Here is a 17,738-nt window from a genome sequence, read left to right as displayed (position 1 = left end):
CGGCCCGGGTCAGAAGAGCGTGAGGACGCCCAGCACCCCGACGGCGAGGGCGAGCGCGAGCGAGACCGCGATGAGCACGACGTGCACGGTGAGGAAGCGCGTCGCGCGGCCGTCGGCGTCGCGCGAGCGGGGGTCCTTGGCGATGCGTTGGAGGAAGCGCGGCCAGATGAGCAGGTTCCAGGCGGCCGTGACGAGCAGGACCACGGACCAGACGACGGGGATCTCCACGTCCCGAGCATGCCAGGAGGCATCGGGTGCCTCGGGCGGGGCGGCCGCGGGCAGGGTGTGGGATCCAGCACATCGACGCGGGCGTGAGGTGAGGCTAACCTCTCTCGTGGTCGCCGCGCTCGCGGGGCCGCCGTTCCGCCCGGGGACCCGGGCGTCGCAGAGGAGCCGCCGGTGTCCGTCAAGACCGTCAAGGCCCAGGACGCGCACGTCGTCACGCTGAGCGTCGTCGGGCGCGAGCGGGTCAGCCCGAACGTCGTGCGGGTCACGCTCGGGGGAGACGAGCTCGACCTCTTCACCCCGCTGGGGTTCGACCAGTGGTTCCGGCTCTTCCTCCCGCGCGAGGACCAGGAGGCGCTGCGGCTGCCGACCCGCGCGTCGGGCCTCTGGTACGTCCAGTACCTCGCCACCCCGAAGGCGCGCCGCCCGTGGGTGCGGAACTACACCGTGCGCGCCGTACGCCCGGGCCTGCGCGAGCTGGACGTGGACTTCGTCGTGCACGGCGACGCGGGGCCTGCGTCCTCGTTCGCGCTGTCCGCCGAGCCGGGGGACCGCGTGGGCCTGCTCGACCAGGGGATCGGCTACCACCCGCGCGTCCCGCACGACTGGACGCTCCTAGTCGCCGACGAGACCGGGCTGCCCGCGGTCGCAGGGATCTGCGAGTCCCTGCCCGACGACGCACGCGGCCTCGCGGTGGTCGAGGTCCCCGAGGCGGCGGACGCCCAGGAGTTCCGCGTGCCCGCGGGCGTCGAGCTGCGCTGGCTGGCGCGCGACGGCGCGCGGCCCGCGGGCGGTGGCGACCACGACCTGCTGCCGGGCGGCCTCGCGCTCGACGCCGTACGGTCGGCCGACCTGCCCGCCGGCCCCGTCTACGCGTACGCGGTCGGGGAGTCGGCGCTCGCGACGGGCGTGCGCCGCCACCTGGTCAACGACCGGGGCGTGCCGAAGGCGCACGTCGACTTCGTCGGGTACTGGCGCCACGGGCACGCGGCGTCCGCCTGACGCGCCCCGCGCGCGCCGTCGGGCGCGGGGCGTCGTGCAGCGGGGCGTCGTGCAGCAGGGGCGGGCTGATCAGACCCGGCGGAGCTGGCGGAACATCGGGCAGTCGAACGGGTCGCGCGCCGAGAGCCCCACGCGGTTGAGGTACCGGACGACGATCGCGTAGGACTGCACGAGGCTCGTCTCCGTGTACGGCAGGCCGAGGTGCGCGCAGTGCTCGCGCACGATCTCGCGGGCCCGCGCGAGGTGCGGGCGCGGCATGCTCGGGAACAGGTGGTGCTCGATCTGGAAGTTGAGCCCGCCCATGAGGATGTTCATCCACCAGCCGCCGCGGATGTTCCGCGAGGTGAGGACCTGCTTGGACAGGAAGTCGATCTTGCTGTCGGCGGGGATGATCGCCATGCCCTTGTGGTTGGGGGCGAACGACGCCCCCATGTAGACGCCGAAGACGGCGAGCTGGACGCCCAGGAAGGCGGCCGCGAGGCCGAGCGGCAGGAACCAGACGACCGCGCCGACGTAGAGCGACAGGCGCAGCGTGATGGTGACGATCTCGATGACGCGCGTGCGGACGTCGCCGCGCGCGCGGCCGCCGGCGAGGAGCGAGCGGAACGCCTGCACGTGCAGGTTCACGCCCTCGAGCGTGAGGAGCGGGAAGAACAGCCAGCCCTGGTAGCGGTTGATGACCGCCCGGAAGCCCTTCGCGGCCTCCGCGTCCTCCTCGAGGAACACGACGACGTCGGGCGCGATGTCCGGGTCCTTGCCGCGGCGGTTCGGGTTCGCGTGGTGGCGCGTGTGCTTGTTCATCCACCACGAGTGGCTGATGCCGACGACGCCGTTGGCCAGCACCTTCCCGAGGCGGTCGTTCGCCGGGCCGGACGCGAAGACCTGGCGGTGCGAGGCTTCGTGCGCGACGAACGCGAACTGGGTGAGGATCAGGCCGAGCGCCCCGGCGACGAGGAGCTGGAACCACGAGTCGCCCAGGAGCACGAACCCGGCGACCGCGCCGCCGAGCGCGAGCGTGAGGACCCCGAGGGTCCACAGGTAGTAGGCGTGCGTGCGGTGGAGCAGGCCCGCGTCGCGCACCGTGCGCGACAGTGCGCTGTAGGTGCTGGTGACGGCACCGGGCTCATCGGTCCGAGGGCGGGTGGCCCGGAAGCCCGGGCGCACTGCGGCAGAGGTCATGTGTCCTCGCAGGGGTGTCGGTGTCGACTTCCCAGCCGCGGAGGTGAGCAGGTGCTCGTCGTGCAGATGACCCCACCCTACGGGACCGTAGGTTGCGCGCGCGAGGGGGCCGGGTGAAGGAGTCGCGAAGGAGCGACACCTCCTCCGAAGGGGTCAGGCGGCGAACCGGAAGGTCTGGCGGTACTCCGTCGGCGTGATCCCGACCGCCCGCCGGAAGTGGTGGCGCAGGAGCGCGGCCGACCCGAAACCGCTGCGCCGCGCGACCTCCTCCAGGTCCAGCGAGGACTCCTCGAGCAGCGACTGCGCGTGCGCGACGCGTTGCGACGTCAGCCACGCGAGCGGGGTCGTGCCGGTCTGCGCGACGAACGCGCGCGCGAACGTGCGCTCGGACGTGTGGGCCCGGCGGGCGAGGTCGCGCACGGTGAGCGGCTCGTCGAGGTGGTCGGTCATCCACTCCAGCAGCTCCCCGAACGAGTCCTCCTCGCACTCGGGCACCGGGCGCTCGATGAACTGGCGCTGCCCGCCGTCGCGCTGGGGCGGCACGACCATGCGCCGGGCGATCGTGTTCGCCACCCGCGCCCCGAGCTCGCGGCGCACGAGGTGCAGGCACGCGTCGATCCCCGCCGCCGTGCCGGCGCTCGTGATGAGGTTGCCGTCGTCGACGAAGAGCACGTCGGGGTCGATGTCGAGGCTCGGGTAACGACGGCGCAGCTCGTCGGCGTGCATCCAGTGCGTCGTCACCCGCCGTCCCTCGATGACGCCCGCGGCCGCGAGCACGAACACGCCCGAGCACACGCTGAGCAGCAGGGCGCCGCGGTCGGACGCGCGGCGGACGGCGTCGAGCACCTCGGGCGGGTAGTCGGTCCCGATGCGGATCGCCGGCACGACGACGAGGTCCGCGTCGTCCGTCGCGGAGAGGTCGTGGTCGGGCACGACGTGGGCGCCCACCGACGTGCGGACGGCACGGCCCGCGACCGGGCCGCACACGCGGAAGTCGAACGACGGGACGCCGTCGTCGCTGCGGTCGAGGCCGAAGACCTCGCACACGACGCCGAACTCGAACGGGGCCAGGCCGTCGCACACGACGGCCGCGACGGATCGCACCATGCTGGGCACGCTACGCCGCTGGCAGGATCTTGTCGAGAGGTGTCAGTGCTGCCACTCGTGGCGCGGGTCGCGCGCCGGGAGGGTGGAGCCATGGACATCTTCTGGGGTGTGGTGGCTCTTCTCCTCGTCGTCGGCCCGACGGTCGCGGCCCTCGCGGTCCGCCGCGAGGACCCGGCCCGTCCGTGGTTCCCCGCCGGGTCCGACGGCGCGTGGCCCGGCGGCGCCGCGTGGGACGCGCGCGGGGACCGGTCGGTGCACGGCGAGCGGTGGGACCGTGACGCGCAGCGCCTGGACGCCGACCTGCGCGCCGCGGCGTCGCGACCGGCTGAGCCGGCCGCCGTCGTCGACCCGCACGAGGTCGCGGCCGAGCTCGTGCTGCGGCGCGTCGTGCCGAACCCGGCCGTGCGCGACGGCGTGCGCGCCGCTCCTGCCGTGCCGGGCGGGCGCCCCGGGGCGAACGCGCCCGTCGCGCCGCGGCGGCCGGGGACCCGGGGCACGCCGCTCGCGCACTGAGCCCTCGCGTGCGGAGCCGCCCGGCCACGCGCCGCTCGACCGCGTGCGGCGTCTCCGGACGCACGAACGGCCCGGACCTCGTGGAGGTCCGGGCCGTTCGCGGGGGAGCGGTGTCGCTCGGGTCAGGCGCGCGAGCCGACCGCGTCGACGTCCGCGTCGCCCGTGAGCTGGTCGAGGCCCTCGAGCTCGTGCGCCTCCCACGGGGCGTGGCCGAGGCTCGGGATCATCGTCGCGAGCTCCGGGCGCCACTTGGTGAAGCGGGCGGGGAAGCAGCGCTCGAGCAGGTCGATCATCGCGGGAACGGCCGTCGAGGCGCCCGGCGAGGCGCCGAGCAGGCCGGCGATCGAGCCGTCGGACGCCGCGATGACCTCGGTGCCGAACTCGAGGACGCCCTTGCCGTCCTTGTCCTTCTTGATCACCTGGACACGCTGGCCCGCGGTGATGGTCTCCCAGTGCTTGGGGTGCGCCGTCGGCATGAAGCCCTGGAGCGCGGTGAACTTGGTCTCCGGGCTCGCGAGGAGCTGGCCCACCAGGTACTGGGTGAGGTCGAGGTTCTTCAGGCCCGCGCCGACCATCGAGCCGAGGTTGTGCAGGCGCAGCGACGTGAAGAGCCCGAGGTACTTGCCCTTCTTGAGGTACTTGGGGCTGAACCCGGCGTAGGGGCCGAACATCAGGTACGTCTTGCCGTCGACGACGCGCGTGTCCAGGTGCGGGACCGACATGGGCGGCGAGCCGACGTCGGCCTTGCCGTAGACCTTCGCCTGGTGCTGGGCGACGAGCTCCGGGTCGTCCGTGCGGAGGAACTCACCGCTGATCGGGAAGCCGCCGTAGCCCTTCGCCTCCGGGATGCCGGCCGCCTGGAGCAGCGGGAGCGCGCCGCCGCCGGCGCCCACGAACACGAACCGGGCCTCGACGGTCGAGCGGCGCTTCGGGGCGTTCCACGAGCGGTCCTTGACCGTCAGGCGCCAGCGGCCGTCCTTCGTCTTCTTGAGGTTCTTCACCTCGTGCTCGAGGTAGAGCTGCGTGCCCTCCGAGACGAGGTAGTCGACGAGCTGCTCGGTGAGGGCGCCGAAGTCGACGTCGGTCCCGCTCGTCGCGCGCGTCGCCGCGACCGGCTCGTCGCCGTCGCGCTCGGCGACCAGGAGCGGGGCCCACTCGGCGATGACCGCCGGGTCGTCCGTGAACTCGAGCTCGCTGAACAGCGGGTGGCGGCGCAGCGTCTCGAAGCGGCGACGCAGGTAGTCGACGTTCTCCGCGCCGCGCACGAAGGTCATGTGGGGGGTGCGGGAGATGAAGCTCGCGGGCTGCGGCAGCGCGCCCGTCGTGAGCAGGTGGTGCCAGAACTCGCGCGACACCTCGAACTGCTCGTTGATCTTCACCGCCTTGGTGATGTCGATCGAGCCGTCCGGCTTCTCCGGCGTGTAGTTCAGCTCGCACAGGGCGGCGTGACCCGTCCCGGCGTTGTTCCACGGGTTCGACGACTCCTGCGCCACGGCGTCCAGGCGCTCGTAGATGCGCACCGTCCAGGTGGGCTCCAAGACCTTCAGGAGTGCCCCGAGCGTGGCGCTCATGATGCCACCGCCGATGAGGGCTACGTCGATCTGGTCTGCGCTGCTTGCGGGGTTGCTCGCTCGACTCGACACATGTCGATCCTACGCTTGTGAAAGAGTGCACTAACTGTGCGGTGCGTCACGGGCGTGCGTCACACTTTCGCGGGACCTCGGTCCCGAGCCGGGCAGGTCGGACGTCGCGTACCGCGCGATCCGGCCGCGTTCGCCCGGGTCGCACCACGATCTCGCGAGGGAGAGCACGGATCCCGAGCCGTCCTCCTGCGAGGTAGAGCCGTGGTCTCGCGAGGTAGAGCCGTGGTCCGCGTGCACGAGCCGACCACGCCTCTACCTGGCGGACCTGGGCTCTACCTGGGCCGACCGGGGCTCTACCTCGCGGGGGTGGGGTTCTCCTGCGGCGGGGAGTACGGGGACGGCCAGGGGCCGATCTCGGGGAGGCTCACGGGCTCGGCCGCGAGGCGGGCGGTGGGCTCGGTGCCGGGGGTGCGGCCCGCGAGCCAGGCGGCGACGTCGGTGAGGCGGCCGTGGACGACGACGGCGCCCCGGCCGGGCGCGGACGCGGGCGCAGGCGAGGCCGCGGCCCCGGACGTGGGCTCGGCTTCGGACGCGGGCTCAGGTCCGGCAGCGACGCGGAGGCCGCCCGGTCCGACGCGAAGGGCGCCCGGTCCGACGCGGAGAGCGCCCGGTCCGACGTGGACGCCGCCGGGGACCACGACGAGGTCTCCTGGTGCCCCGTCGAGCGCGACCACGACGTCGTCCGCGAGCCGGACCCCGAGGAAGTCGAGGAGGTGCAGCCCGAGCGCGGGAGGCCAGGAGTCGAGGCCGACGCCCGCGTCGAGGTCGACCGCGTGGATCCGCACCTCGCGCCACCAGGCCACGAGCGCGTCCGCGACCGTGCCGTCGCGGTACGTCACCGGCGCGGACCACCCGAAAGACCCGACCGCGGGCCACGCGGCGTCGAGGCGGTCGGCCAGAGCGTCGAGCGCCGCGACGTGCTGCGCGACCGAGCGCAGGGCGCCCGTCCGGATGCCGTCCTCGCGCCCGGCCGCGCCGCCGTCGTACACCTCGACGAGCTCGCCGCGCGCGGCGCGCTCGGCCTGCCGCGCCATGGCCTCGCCGATGGCGGTGACGTGCGCGAGCACGTGGCTGCGCGACCACCCGGGCAGGGCCGACGGCGCGTCGAGCCCGGCGGCGTCGAGCCCGCGCGCCGCGTCGGTCACCGCGTCGAGGGCGGCGCGCGCGTCGCGCCGGACCTCCTCGACGTCGGGCGGGGTGAGGGCGGGGGCGTCGGTCAGGGCCACAGCAGCTCCTTCGTCCAGGTGGTCGGCGCGCCGGACGCCGCGGTGTAGCGCAGGCGGGTCTGGCCCGCGCCCGACGACGCCCAGAACTCCACGCTCGTCGGCTCGAGCGCGTACGCGGTCCAGGCGTCGAGGACGAGCCCGGGCTCCGCCCGCACGCGGTCGAGGGCGGCGTCCCACGCCTCGCGGTAGGCGGCGCGGGACGCGAGCGGGGCGCTCTGCGACCCGGCGAGGGCGGTCGCGCGGGAGAAGTCGGACCGGTCCAGGAAGTCGGCGGCGGACGTCTCGGCGTCCAGCGGCACGACGGGCCCGCGCACGCGGACCTGCCGGCCGTGCTCGCGCCAGAAGAACGTCAGGGCGGCGTTCGGGTTCTGCGCGAGCGCGACGCCCTTGGGGGAGTCGGCGCGTGTCGCGAAGACCCACCCGTCGCCGTCGACGTCCTTGAGGATGAGGGTCCGGGCGTCCACGCGGCCGCTGGCGTCGGCGGTCGAGAGGGTGGCGGCGTGCGGTGCGGGCAGCCCGGCGTCGATCGCGTCGTCGAGCCAGCGGACGAAGAGCGTGCCCGCGTCGTCGGGTGCGGCGTCGACGTCGAGACCGGGGAGGTCGGGGCCGAAGACGGGCAGGGCGCGCAGGCGCTCGCGCAGGGACGGGCGGTCGGCGTCGGTCATGCGTCCTCCGAGGTGGTCGGGAGCGGGTCGAGCAGGGCGACGAAGCCCCGCGCGGCGGCGGACATCGCGTCCGGGTCGTCGAGGGCGCGCGCGAGGACGTACCCGCCCTGCACGACGGCGACGGCGGCGTGCGCGCGGTCGCGCGCCGCGTCGTCGGGCAGCCCGCCCTCGACGAGGACGGCGGCGGCCAGGTCGACGAGCCCGCGGAAGTAGGCGCCCACCTCAGCGGCGAGCGCGGCGTCGTCCATGACGGCCTGGTCGCTCACGAGGCGCCCGACCTTGCAGCCGGCGAGCGCGGGCCGCGGGCGTTCGAGATAGCGGACGAGGCGCTCGACGGCGGAGCCCTGCGCGCCGAGGTCGCGGCGCGCGGCGTCGAGGCCCGCGGTCGTCGTGGCGTGCACGGCCGCGGCGGCGAGGTCGTGCTTCGTGGGGAAGTGGTGGTAGAGGCTGCCCTGTCCGACGCCGCTCGCGGCGAGGACCTGGCGTGGGCTCGTCGCGCCGACGCCCTGGGCCCAGAACAGTTCTTGCGCGGCGGCGACGAGGCGCTCGCGGGCCGAGCCGGGCGCCTCCGCGCGTGGCTCGGGTCGCGTGTCGGACGGCATGGGCCACAGCCTAGCGGGCGACCATACCTACCGCTAGGTATGTCGCGGACGAGACTCGGGGGCCGACGTAGTGCGACCTGCGCCTGGGGGAGAGCGACGGTCTCGCCCCACCGGTCTTGTGGACCGTCACCGACGCGTCGTCGGGCTCTCCCGTCCGTGCGGCCGGACGCTGGAGAGATCGTGCACGGGCCCGCGCGGCGCGCGTCGCCACGATCGACCCATGGACCAGGACCTCGCCGCGCTGCTCGACGACCTCGTCTCCGCCACGACGGGCGAGGAGGTGCCGTCAGCGGACAACCTCCTCGCCGTCCTCGCGAGCGGCGACGACGACCTCCTCGACGTCGTCGCCGCGGCGGCCCGGGTCCGACGCCGGTGGTTCGGCCGGCGCGTGAAGCTCGCCTACCTCGTCAACCTCAAGTCCGGGCTGTGCCCCGAGGACTGCACCTACTGCTCCCAGCGGCTCGGGTCCGCGGCGGAGATCCTGCGGTACACGTGGCTCCGGGCGCCCGAGGCGCTCGGTGCGGCGCGCGCGGGCATCGACGCCGGGGCGTCGCGCGTGTGCCTCGTGGCGAGCGGGCGCGGCCCCACGGAGCGCGACGTGACCCGCGTCTGCGGGGTCGTCTCCCGGATCGTCGAGGAGCACCCCGGCGTCGAGGTCTGCGCGTGCCTCGGGCTGCTGTCCGACGGCCAGGCCGAGCGCCTGCGCGACGCGGGCGCCCAGGCCTACAACCACAACCTCAACGCGTCGGAGGACGCCTACCCCGAGATCTGCACGACCCACGACCACGCGGACCGCGTCGCGACCGTCCGGCGCGTCCAGGGCGCCGGGCTGTCGGCCTGCTCGGGGCTCATCGCGGGGGCGGGGGAGACCCCCGAGCAGCTCGTCGACGTGCTCCTGGAGCTGCGGGCGCTCGACCCGGACTCCGTCCCGGTCAACGTCCTCGTGCCCTTCGAGGGGACCCCGCTCGCGGGCCGGCACGAGCTCACGCCGCAACGGTGCCTGCGGATCCTCGCCGCCGCACGGTTCGTCCTGCCCCGGGCCGAGCTGCGCCTGGGCGCCGGGCGCGAGCTCCACCTGCGAGCCCTCCAGCCGCTCGCCCTGCACGTGGCCAGCTCGCTGTTCCTCGGCGACTACCTCACGGCGGAGGGGCAGGACGCCGCCGCGGACCTCGCGATGATCGCGGACGCCGGCCTCGAGGTCGAGGAGGTGCCCGGACCCGCCGGGCGGACGGCGCCGTCGCGCGTCGTGCCGCGCCGCCGCGGGGCGGGGACGGACGTCGCTCCCAACGCCTGATCGCCGCGACCGTCGTAGCGTGAGGGCGTGACGGTGCAGCAGCGGGTGCTGGTGGTCGCGGTCCTCGCGTCGTTCGTGTCGTTCCTGGACGGCTCGGTGGTCAACGTCGCGCTGCCCGCGATCTCCGCCGAGCTCACCACCGGGCCGGTCACCGGCCTGGCGCTGCAGCAGTGGGTCGTCGACGCCTACATGATCACGCTCGGCGCGCTCATCCTCCTGGCCGGGTCGCTGTCGGACGTCCACGGACGACGCCGCATCATGGCGATCGGGCTCGTCGGGTTCGCCGTGACGTCGGTCGCGTGCGCGCTCGCGCCCGACGGCCTCGTCCTCGTCGTCGCGCGCGGCCTCCAGGGCGTCGCGGGCGCCCTGCTCGTGCCCAGCTCGCTCGCCATGATCATCTCCACGTTCGACGGCGAGCGGCAGGCCCGCGCGATCGGCTCCTGGACCGCGTGGACCAGCACCGCGTCGCTCGTCGGGCCGCTGCTCGGCGGCATCCTCATCGACGCGATCTCGTGGCGCTGGGTCTTCTGGATCAACGTGCTCCCCGTCGCCGTCACGCTGTGGCTGCTGCGCGGCGTCCCCCGGTCCGCGGCGGAGGAGCCGGGCGCCGCGGTGGGCCCGGGCGGACGACGGCGCATCGACACGCTCGGGGCGACGCTCGCCGCCGTCGGGCTCGCGGGGACGGTGTTCGCGCTCATCGAGCAGGGCCGCTTCGGGTGGGCGAGCCCGGTCGTGTGGGGACCGTTCGCCGTCGGGGTCGTGTGCCTCGCCGCGTTCGTGGGGTGGGAGCGTCGTGCTCCGGACCCGATGCTGCCGCCGCGCCTGTTCCGGGTGCGCAACTTCGCGTGGGGCAACCTCGCGACCGCGGCGATCTACGGCGCGCTGTACTTCGGCGGGTTCGTCGTCACGCTCTTCCTCCAGCAGGTCGGCGGGTACAGCGCGACCGCTGCCGGGCTCGCCCAGCTCCCCGTCACCCTCGTGCTCCTCGCCCTGTCGACGCGGTTCGGGGCGCTCGCGGGCCGCTACGGCCCGCGCCTGTTCATGACGCTCGGCCCGATCGTCGGCGGGGCCGGCTACCTGCTCCTGCTCACGACGACCGACGACGCCGTGTACGTCACCCAGGTCCTGCCGGGCCTCGTGCTCTTCGGCCTGGGCCTCGCGATGACGGTCGCGCCGCTGACGTCGGCGATCCTCGGCTCGATCCCCGCGGCCGACGCAGGCATCGGCTCCGCGGTGAACAACGCGGTGTCGCGAGTCGCGGGGCTCGTCGTTATCGCGTTCGCGGGGGTGATCGTCGGCGGCGTGCTCGACCTCGACGGCTTCCACCGCTCGCTCCTCGTCACGGCGGCGCTGCTGGTCCTCGGCGGCGTGCTCAGCTGGGTCGGCATCCGCAACGACCGTGTGCGCGCCACCGGCGCCGGAGGGGCCCAGGGCGGCTGAGGCGGAGTGCCGGCTCGAGGTCCCGCGCCCGCCGTGCCGACGGCTAGCGCACCGTCTGCAGGTCGTGGGTCGAGGTGTTGAGGCGGCGTGCGCCGTCGGGCACATCCGGCGGGAACGCGACGACGATGTCCTCGATCCGGACGCCGAAGCGGCCGGGCAGGTACACGCCCGGCTCGACGGAGAAGCACATGCCGGGCTCGATCGGGCGGTCCTCGCCCTCCACCATGTACGGCGGCTCGTGCGTCGTCGTGCCGATGCCGTGGCCGGTGCGGTGCACGAACTGCTCGCCGTAGCCCGCGTCGACGATGACGGCGCGCGCGGCGCGGTCGACGTCCTGGCACGTCGCGCCCGGGCGCACCGCGTCGACCCCGGCCTGCTGCGCGCGCCGGACGACGTCGTAGACCTCGCGCTGCTGGTCCGCGAGGGCGTCGTCCGTGCCGCCCGCGACGAGCACCGTCCGCGAGGTGTCCGACCCGTACCCGTCGCGCAGCCCGCCGAAGTCGAGCACGACGAGGTCGCCGGGCTCGATGACGCGGTCGCCCGCGTCGTGGTGCGGGTCGGCGCCGTTCGGGCCGGAGCACACGAGCGTGAAGTCGACCTGCTCGTGCCCGTGCTCGCGCAGGAACCGGTCGAGGTCGGCCGCGACGTCCCGCTCGCGCCGGCCCGCGAACGCGACGCCCAGGACGTCCGCGAACGCGGCGTCGGCGGCCGCGCCCGCCGCGGCGAGGCGCTCCACCTCCGCGGCGTCCTTGACGGCCCGCAGCGTCGGGACGGCGTCGGAGAACGCGGTGAGGCGGGCGCCCGGCAGCGCGCGCTGTAGCCCGAGCACGTGCAGCGCCCACGTGGCGTCCGAGACGGCGTAGGTGCCGTCCGCGGCGAGGAGTCGCGCCGCGGCGTCGTGCTCGTCGTCGCCGTCGCGCCACGTCACGACGTCGAGGCCGTCCGCGCCCGGGGCGGAGGCCAGGTCGCCCCGCTCCAGCAGCGGCACGACGACGGACGCGCCGCCGGTCGTCCCGGTCCCCTCGGCGGGGATCGTGAGCAGCGTCAACCGCTCCGTCTCCGGCGGCGCGTACCCGGTGAAGTACGCGAGGTCGGGGCCGGGCGAGACGAGCAGCCCCGTGAGACCGGCCTCGCGCGCGTGCGCGGCGGCGCGCTCGCGACGCGCGGCGTAGACCTCGGGGCCGAACGCGGCCCCCGGACGTGCGGCATCGGTGCTCGACATGAGCCCAGCGTGGCACCGCTCGCCGCCGAGATCGACCCGAGCGGCCCGACGTCGGTCCTCCGCGGGTCCGCTCGGGCGGCCGGGGTCGGGTCCTGGAGTGGCAGGCTGCTCGCATGACCGACGTGCGCAACCTCCTCGCCGCCCTCGACACGTTCGACGGGCACTGGCAGCCGCACCGCGTGGCGAGCCTCAACGACGCCGACGTCAAGGTGGTGAAGGTGCTGGGCGAGTTCGTCTGGCACACGCACCCCGAGACCGACGAGCTGTTCCTCGTGCTCGACGGCGAGCTGACGATCGACCTGCGCGACGGCGGCGTCGAGCGCGCGGTCGTGCTGGGCCCGCACGACCTGTTCGTCGTGCCGCGGGGCGTCGAGCACCGGCCGCGTGCCGCCGTCGAGACCTCCGCGGTGCTCGTCGAGCGGCAGGGGACGGTCAACACGGGCGACGCGGGCGGCGACCTCACGTCGCCGCTGCGGGAGCTGCCGGGCGAACCGCCCACCGCCTGACGGCCAGCCCGACCGGCCCGGACGTGCCGGACCGGCCCGCGGCGGGTCGATCGGGCGCCGCCGGGGCCGGTCTCGGAGGGTCAGACCCGCACGACGACCTTGCCGCGCACGTGCCCGGACTGGCTCGCGCGGTGCGCGTCGGCGGCGTCGGCGAGGTCGAAGACCTCCGCGACCTCCGGGCGCAGCAGGCCCTCGTCGCCGAGCCGAGCGAGCTCGGCGAGGTCGGCCGCGTCGGGGCGCACCCACACGTAGTGCCCGCCCAGCTCGTCGCGTGCCCGCGCGTCCGTGATCGAGGCGACCGTGCCGCCGTCGCGCAGCACCTGCGGGACCGAGTCGAGCGCGTCGCCGCCCACGTAGTCGAGGACGACGTCCACGCCCTCGGGCGCGAGCGCGCGGACCCGCTCCGCGAGCCCGTCGCCGTACGTCACCGGCTCCGCGCCGAGCGAGCGCAGGAAGTCGTGGTTGCGCTCCGACGCCGTCCCGAGGACGCGCGCCCCGAGCGCCTTCGCGATCTGGACGGCGAACGACCCGACGCCGCCGGCGGCGGCGTGCACGAGCACCGTCTGGCCCGCGGCGAGCCCGGTGCGTCGGATGGTCTGGTACGCCGTCAGCCCCGCGAGGGGCACCGCCGCCGCCTCCTCGAACGACCACGCCGCCGGCTTGCGCGCGAGCGTCCGGACGGGCGCCGCGACGAGCTCGGCGAACGTGCCGCCCGAGACCTCGCCGCCCACGACGTCCTTGCGCACGTACCCGTACACCTCGTCGCCGACCTGGAGCTCGGGGGTGTCCAGGCCCACGCGCTCGACCACGCCCGCGACGTCCCAGCCCGGGACGACAGGGAACGCGACATCCATGATCTGGTCGAGGTACCCCTCGCGGACCTTCCAGTCCACCGGGTTCACGCTCGCGGCGCGCACGCGCACGAGGACGGAGTCGGGGCCGACCTTGGGGGTCGGGAGGTCGGTCGTCTCGAGGACGTCGGGGCCGCCGTAGCGGGAGTAGGTGATGGCTCGCATACGGGCGGCAACCCCGCGGGCGCCCGACGGATTCCCGCGGTGCGGTCAGCCCTCGAACGCGGTGGGGTCCATGTGAAGGACCTCCCACTGGTGCCCGTCGAGGTCGGCGAAGCTTCGCGAGTACATGAAGCCGCCCTCCTCCTGAGGGTCCTTGACCGCCGTCGCGCCGGCGGCGAACGCGGCGTCGACGAGCCGGTCGACCTCGGCGCGGGAGCCGACGCTCAGGGCGTTGATGACCTCGGTCGTGGCGGTCGCGTCGGCGATCGCCTTGTTCGTGAACCGCTGCGCGAACTCCGCGGTGAGGAGCATCACGTAGATCGTGTCGCTGAGGACGATCGAGGACGCGTTCTCGTCCGTGAACTGCTCGTTCACCGTGTACCCCAGCGCGGTGTAGAACGCCTTGGCGGCGTCGAGGTCCTGGACGGGCAGGTTGACGAAGATCTGGGTGCTCATGGGGTCCTCCGGTGTCGCGGGCGCCTGGCCCGAGGGGTGTCGCGGGATAGACGCACCCGGGCCCGGAAACTCATCGACGGGGGTGGCCAGAGGGTCTGTCGCCCGGCGCCCGGGAACGGTAGCGTCCGACGGAGGGCTCCGCGCACAGTTCTCGAAGGACAGGTCGGCGGGGTGCCGGCCGGGGGGACGCGACGTGGCGTCCCCGCTCTTCTCCACCGCCACCGAGCCTGAGAGGACCCGGCCATGACCGACGTCGACCGCTCCCCGACCCCCGCCGAGGCACCCGCGGGGTCGCCTCCCGATCCTCGCCCCGACACCGTCGTGCTCGTGCACGGCCTCTGGATGACCCCTCGGAGCTGGGAGGGGTGGGTCGCGCACTACGAGCAGCAGGGACTCACCGTCCTGACGCCCGGCTACCCCGGTTTCGAGATCGAGGTCGAGGGGCTCCGGGAGAACCCGCAGCTCATCGCCGACCTCACCGTCCCGGAGACCCTGGACCACCTGGCCTCCGTCGTCGAGGCGCTCGACACGCCGCCGATCATCATGGGCCACTCGTTCGGGGGCACCCTCACCCAGCTCCTGCTCGCGCGGGGTCTCGGCGCCGCGGGCGTCGTGATCGACTCGGCGCCCACCGAGGGCGTGCGCGTCACCCCGGTGTCCCAGGCGCGCTCCCTCTTCCCGGCGCTGCGCAACCCCGCGAACCGGCACCGCGCCGTCGGCTTCACGCCCGAGGAGTTCCACTACGCGTTCACGAACACGCTCAGCGAGGAGGCGTCGCGCGCGGTCTGGGAGCGGTACGCGATCCCCGCCCCCGGCCACTGGGTGTGGGAGTACGGCCTCGTCGCCAACTTCAAGCCCGGGCACCAGGACACGTGGGTCGACTACTCGGCGGACCGGGCGCCCCTGCTCTTCGTCGCGGGGGAGCAGGACCACATCATGCCGCCGGCCGTGAACCGTTCGAACGCCAAGCACTGGGAGGCCTCGCCCGCGCTCACGGAGTACTACGAGTTCGCGGGCCGCGACCACTGGACGTGCGCGGCGCCCGGGTGGGAGGCGGTCGCGGACCACGCGCTCGACTGGGCCCTGGCGCACGCGAGGGCGCCGCGCGCCTGACGGCTCGGGGCCCGCGACGTCAGACGAGCACGTCGCCGTCGCGGGCCACGACCCGGCCGCCCGCGACGACGAGCGCGCGGCGCGGGGCGCGCACGACGGCGTCGGGCACGTTCTCCGCGTCGACGAGCACCACGTCCGCGGGCGCGCCGACGACGAGGTCGTGGACGTCGCGGCCGACGAAGCGCGCGGCGTCGGACGTCGCGACGCGCGCCGCGGTGACGAGCTCCTCGTCGTACCGGAAGCGCGAGAGGCGGGCGAGCTGGGTCGTCAGCGCGAGGAGGTCGCCCGTCCCGTACGGGGACCACAGATCGCGGATGCCGTCCGTGCCGAGCCCGACGGCGACGCCCGCCGCGCGCAGCGCGTGCACGGGCAGGGGAGCGGCGCCGATCGGCGCCACCGTGGTCATGGTGATGCCGGCCTCGCCCATCGCGGCGACGAGCTCCGCCTGGCGCGACGCCGGGACGTCGCCGACCGCGAAGCCGTGCGCCACGTTGACCTTCCCCTGGAGGCCGGCGCGCAGGGTGCGGTCGATCATGAGCTCGACCTGGAACGCGCCGAGGTCCCCGCCGTCGTGGAGGTGCACGTCGATCCCGACGCCGCGGCGCTCGGCGATCGCGAACAGCCCGTCGAGCTGGCCGACGGGGTCGCGGTCGATCGACGCCGGGTCGAGGCCGCCGACGTGCTCGGCGCCCGCGGCGGCGGCCGCGTCGAGCAGGTCGAGCACCCCGGGGCGGCGCAGCACGCCGTCCTGCGGGAACGCGACGATCTCGGCGTGCACGGCGCCGTCCAGCGCGGCGAGCGCCTCGCGCACGACCTCGATGCCGCGCAGCCCCAGGCCGAGGTCGACGTCGACGTGGGTGCGGATCGCCGTCGTGCCGTGCCGCACGAACTCGCGCAGCACCGTAAGCGTCACGTCGACGCCCGGGATGCCGAGCTCGTCGCGGTGCGCGCGCTCGTGCGCGATGCGGCCCTGCGTCGTCGCCTCGCCGCCGTAGCTCACCCAGGGCCGGCCCCACCAGCTCTTGTCGACGTGCGCGTGGGCGTTGACGAGGCCCGGGAGCGCGAGCAGGCCGCGGCCGTCGACCACGCCGGCCTCCGGCGCCGTGCCCGCCGCCGGGTCGTGCGGCGTCACCGCGGCGATGCGGCCGTCCGCGACGTGCAGGTCGACCGGCTCGCCGCCCCAGGGGCGGACGTCGCGCAGGACGGTGACGGTCTCGGGGGTGCGGGCGGTGGTCATGCGGCGGGTCCTTCCGGCAGCGGGGCGACGACCTGGGGCCGTCCGGGGATCTGGATCTCGTACGTGTCGAGCGTGCCGAGGTCGACGACGGTCGCGCCGTCCCACGCCTCGGCCTGCGTGTACCCGCCGGCGAGCACGGCGCTCGGACGGCCCGTCGCGGGGTCGGTCCACGCGGTCACGGTCTCGTGGCGGCGCGTGAGCGGGGCGACCTGCTCCGCGCCGGTCGCCGGGTCGAGCACCGTGACGTTCGGCCCGCCCGTGGCGTTGCCGAACGGGCCGTTGCCCACGACGACGACGCGGCCGTCGGGCGCGCGGGCGACGCCGTGCTGGTGGCTGTCGGCCGCCGAGGCGACGGTCGTCGTCGTGCCGGTGGCCGGGTCGAGGCGCACCAGCACGCGGCCCTGGTAGGGCAGCAGGAGCGAGCCGTCGTCGTCGAGCACCGCGTAGTGCGGCTTCTCGAACGACGCGAGGCCGCCGTCCGTGCCGAACGGCGCGACCTCGATCCGTCGGGCCTCGAACGTCGTGGTGTCGACGACGTGCACGGAGAACGCGTCGTGGTCGACGGTGTAGACCTCGCTGCCGTCGGCGGCGACGAGCACGTCGAACGGTCGCAGCCCCACGGGGGTGCTCGCGACGACCTCGCGCGACGCGACGTCGATCGTCTCGAGCGTCGACGAGTCGCCGCGGTGGACGGCGACGTGGACGCGGGCGCCGTCGGGCGAGACGGCGATGCCCATGCCGCCGCGGCGGTACTCGCCGAACGCGACGCGCGCGGGCGCGTCCCGGTAGGGGAGGAGGTCGACCCGCTCGCGCGTCGCGAGGTCCACGACGGCGACGCCCTGGGCCGTCGAGACGTAGGCGCGCATCGTCGGGGCGTGCACGGCGACGCCCCACGGCGCGGCCCCGACCTCGATGCGGTCGACGACGGCGCTGCCCTCCCGGATCGTCGGGTCGACGACCGCGAGCCCGTCGGACTCCGCCTCGGTGGCGAGCAGGAAGCGCGGGGTCTCGACGGCGGGGACGGCGTCGGGCGCGGGGGTCGTCGGGCCGTCAGCGGGCGTCGTCGCCGGAGCCTGCGGGGTGGCGGCCGGGCTCGGCGGCGCGTCGGGCGTGGCGTCGTCGCCCGCCCCGGCGGGCGTGCACGCGGCGAGGACGGCGACGCCGAGCGCCGCGGCCCACGCCGCCGCGCGGCGCGGCCGACGGTCCCCGGGCCGGTCGGTGCGGCGCGGGAGGGGAGGGGCAGCCATGGCCAAATGGTATACCAATCGTCCGAGCGCTCCGCTGGCGCGATGCGG

The 17,738-nt window shown here is 75.0% G+C and carries 18 protein-coding genes; 6 read left to right on the top strand and 12 right to left on the bottom strand.

From position 1 onward, the window contains the following. Positions 1-9 precede the first annotated feature (9 nt). Positions 10-228, bottom strand: a complete 219-nt coding sequence (locus BJP59_RS10745) for an SCO4848 family membrane protein (RefSeq protein WP_114553816.1) — start codon at positions 226-228, stop codon at positions 10-12. A 171-nt stretch (positions 229-399) separates the two neighbouring features. On the opposite strand from BJP59_RS10745, the gene BJP59_RS10740 reads away from it, so the two are divergent. Next, positions 400-1,227 (top strand): siderophore-interacting protein, encoded by an 828-nt coding sequence (locus BJP59_RS10740; RefSeq protein ID WP_194520916.1) that lies wholly within the window; start codon positions 400-402, stop codon positions 1,225-1,227. Positions 1,228-1,296: 69 nt separating this feature from the next. Here BJP59_RS10740 and BJP59_RS10735 read toward each other — a convergent pair whose 3' ends face one another. Then, the gene (locus BJP59_RS10735) at positions 1,297-2,406 is read right to left on the bottom strand and encodes a fatty acid desaturase family protein (protein WP_021482732.1); all 1,110 of its coding nucleotides are present in this window, start codon (positions 2,404-2,406) and stop codon (positions 1,297-1,299) included. A gap of 153 nt (positions 2,407-2,559) precedes the next feature. Next, entirely contained in the window at positions 2,560-3,513 is a 954-nt protein-coding gene (locus BJP59_RS10730) for a helix-turn-helix domain-containing protein (protein WP_085387675.1), read from the bottom strand. A 90-nt stretch (positions 3,514-3,603) separates the two neighbouring features. Here BJP59_RS10730 and BJP59_RS10725 point away from each other — a divergent pair, with 90 nt between their 5' ends. Beyond that, positions 3,604-4,026, top strand: a complete 423-nt coding sequence (locus BJP59_RS10725; protein WP_194520915.1) for a hypothetical protein — start codon at positions 3,604-3,606, stop codon at positions 4,024-4,026. A gap of 122 nt (positions 4,027-4,148) precedes the next feature. Here BJP59_RS10725 and mqo read toward each other — a convergent pair whose 3' ends face one another. From mqo to BJP59_RS10705, 4 genes are all read right to left on the bottom strand, one after another. After that, complete coding sequence (mqo, locus tag BJP59_RS10720; protein ID WP_194520914.1) at positions 4,149-5,669, bottom strand: malate dehydrogenase (quinone); 1,521 nt, start codon at positions 5,667-5,669, stop codon at positions 4,149-4,151. Between the two features lie 293 nt (positions 5,670-5,962). Then, a complete protein-coding gene (locus BJP59_RS10715) occupies positions 5,963-6,895 on the bottom strand; it encodes a maleylpyruvate isomerase family mycothiol-dependent enzyme (protein WP_194520913.1) in 933 nt (310 codons plus the stop codon). After that, the gene (locus tag BJP59_RS10710; protein ID WP_194520912.1) at positions 6,886-7,560 is read right to left on the bottom strand and encodes a pyridoxine/pyridoxamine 5'-phosphate oxidase; all 675 of its coding nucleotides are present in this window, start codon (positions 7,558-7,560) and stop codon (positions 6,886-6,888) included. Before BJP59_RS10710 ends, BJP59_RS10715 begins: the two co-directional genes overlap by 10 nt. Further along, positions 7,557-8,162: a TetR/AcrR family transcriptional regulator gene (locus tag BJP59_RS10705; protein ID WP_194520911.1), complete on the bottom strand. Its 606-nt coding sequence runs from the start codon at positions 8,160-8,162 to the stop codon at positions 7,557-7,559. Before BJP59_RS10705 ends, BJP59_RS10710 begins: the two co-directional genes overlap by 4 nt. 220 nt (positions 8,163-8,382) lie before the next feature. Between BJP59_RS10705 and bioB the strand changes: the two genes are divergently transcribed. Further along, a complete protein-coding gene (gene bioB / locus BJP59_RS10700; protein WP_194520910.1) occupies positions 8,383-9,456 on the top strand; it encodes a biotin synthase BioB in 1,074 nt (357 codons plus the stop codon). Positions 9,457-9,483: 27 nt separating this feature from the next. After that, positions 9,484-10,896, top strand: coding sequence for an MFS transporter (locus BJP59_RS10695; protein WP_194520909.1), 1,413 nt, complete (start codon positions 9,484-9,486; stop codon positions 10,894-10,896). A gap of 43 nt (positions 10,897-10,939) precedes the next feature. On the opposite strand, the gene BJP59_RS10690 is transcribed toward BJP59_RS10695, so the two are convergent. Next, on the bottom strand, positions 10,940-12,118 hold the full coding sequence (locus BJP59_RS10690) for an aminopeptidase P family protein (RefSeq protein WP_086151126.1): 1,179 nt from the start codon (positions 12,116-12,118) through the stop codon (positions 10,940-10,942). A gap of 113 nt (positions 12,119-12,231) precedes the next feature. On the opposite strand from BJP59_RS10690, the gene BJP59_RS10685 reads away from it, so the two are divergent. Next, entirely contained in the window at positions 12,232-12,624 is a 393-nt protein-coding gene (locus BJP59_RS10685; RefSeq protein ID WP_034654712.1) for a cupin domain-containing protein, read from the top strand. A gap of 80 nt (positions 12,625-12,704) precedes the next feature. Here BJP59_RS10685 and BJP59_RS10680 read toward each other — a convergent pair whose 3' ends face one another. Both BJP59_RS10680 and BJP59_RS10675 read right to left on the bottom strand, forming a co-directional pair. Next, entirely contained in the window at positions 12,705-13,640 is a 936-nt protein-coding gene (locus BJP59_RS10680; protein ID WP_076405593.1) for an NADP-dependent oxidoreductase, read from the bottom strand. 45 nt (positions 13,641-13,685) lie between these two features. Then, positions 13,686-14,093 (bottom strand): VOC family protein, encoded by a 408-nt coding sequence (locus BJP59_RS10675; protein ID WP_021482782.1) that lies wholly within the window; start codon positions 14,091-14,093, stop codon positions 13,686-13,688. Between the two features lie 243 nt (positions 14,094-14,336). Here BJP59_RS10675 and BJP59_RS10670 point away from each other — a divergent pair, with 243 nt between their 5' ends. Next, on the top strand, positions 14,337-15,206 hold the full coding sequence (locus BJP59_RS10670; protein ID WP_081895969.1) for an alpha/beta hydrolase: 870 nt from the start codon (positions 14,337-14,339) through the stop codon (positions 15,204-15,206). A 19-nt stretch (positions 15,207-15,225) separates the two neighbouring features. Here BJP59_RS10670 and BJP59_RS10665 read toward each other — a convergent pair whose 3' ends face one another. Both BJP59_RS10665 and BJP59_RS10660 read right to left on the bottom strand, forming a co-directional pair. Next, the gene (locus BJP59_RS10665; protein ID WP_163187067.1) at positions 15,226-16,443 is read right to left on the bottom strand and encodes an amidohydrolase; all 1,218 of its coding nucleotides are present in this window, start codon (positions 16,441-16,443) and stop codon (positions 15,226-15,228) included. Further along, complete coding sequence (locus tag BJP59_RS10660) at positions 16,440-17,690, bottom strand: hypothetical protein (RefSeq protein ID WP_194520908.1); 1,251 nt, start codon at positions 17,688-17,690, stop codon at positions 16,440-16,442. The genes BJP59_RS10665 and BJP59_RS10660 overlap by 4 nt, the downstream gene beginning before the upstream one ends. Positions 17,691-17,738 lie beyond the last annotated feature (48 nt).

Source organism: Cellulosimicrobium sp. JZ28, from assembly GCF_015327065.1.
Lineage (GTDB): Bacteria > Actinomycetota > Actinomycetes > Actinomycetales > Cellulomonadaceae > Cellulosimicrobium > Cellulosimicrobium funkei.
Note: the sequence above shows the minus strand (reverse complement) of the source record. Positions and strands in the feature narration are given on the sequence as shown.

Excerpts from the sequence above, each read along its gene's own strand:
- BJP59_RS10690 (WP_086151126.1), bottom strand. The coding sequence starts at position 12,118 with ATGTCGAGCACCGATGCCGCACGTCCGGGGGCCGCGTTCGGCCCCGAG.
- BJP59_RS10710 (WP_194520912.1), bottom strand. The coding sequence starts at position 7,560 with ATGACCGACGCCGACCGCCCGTCCCTGCGCGAGCGCCTGCGCGCCCTG.
- BJP59_RS10665 (WP_163187067.1), bottom strand. The coding sequence starts at position 16,443 with ATGACCACCGCCCGCACCCCCGAGACCGTCACCGTCCTGCGCGACGTC.
- BJP59_RS10660 (WP_194520908.1), bottom strand. The coding sequence starts at position 17,690 with ATGGCTGCCCCTCCCCTCCCGCGCCGCACCGACCGGCCCGGGGACCGT.
- BJP59_RS10730 (WP_085387675.1), bottom strand. The coding sequence starts at position 3,513 with ATGGTGCGATCCGTCGCGGCCGTCGTGTGCGACGGCCTGGCCCCGTTC.
- bioB (WP_194520910.1), top strand. The coding sequence starts at position 8,383 with ATGGACCAGGACCTCGCCGCGCTGCTCGACGACCTCGTCTCCGCCACG.
- BJP59_RS10680 (WP_076405593.1), bottom strand. The coding sequence starts at position 13,640 with ATGCGAGCCATCACCTACTCCCGCTACGGCGGCCCCGACGTCCTCGAG.
- BJP59_RS10725 (WP_194520915.1), top strand. The coding sequence starts at position 3,604 with ATGGACATCTTCTGGGGTGTGGTGGCTCTTCTCCTCGTCGTCGGCCCG.
- BJP59_RS10670 (WP_081895969.1), top strand. The coding sequence starts at position 14,337 with ATGACCGACGTCGACCGCTCCCCGACCCCCGCCGAGGCACCCGCGGGG.
- BJP59_RS10685 (WP_034654712.1), top strand. The coding sequence starts at position 12,232 with ATGACCGACGTGCGCAACCTCCTCGCCGCCCTCGACACGTTCGACGGG.
- BJP59_RS10735 (WP_021482732.1), bottom strand. The coding sequence starts at position 2,406 with ATGACCTCTGCCGCAGTGCGCCCGGGCTTCCGGGCCACCCGCCCTCGG.
- BJP59_RS10705 (WP_194520911.1), bottom strand. The coding sequence starts at position 8,162 with ATGCCGTCCGACACGCGACCCGAGCCACGCGCGGAGGCGCCCGGCTCG.
- BJP59_RS10675 (WP_021482782.1), bottom strand. The coding sequence starts at position 14,093 with ATGAGCACCCAGATCTTCGTCAACCTGCCCGTCCAGGACCTCGACGCC.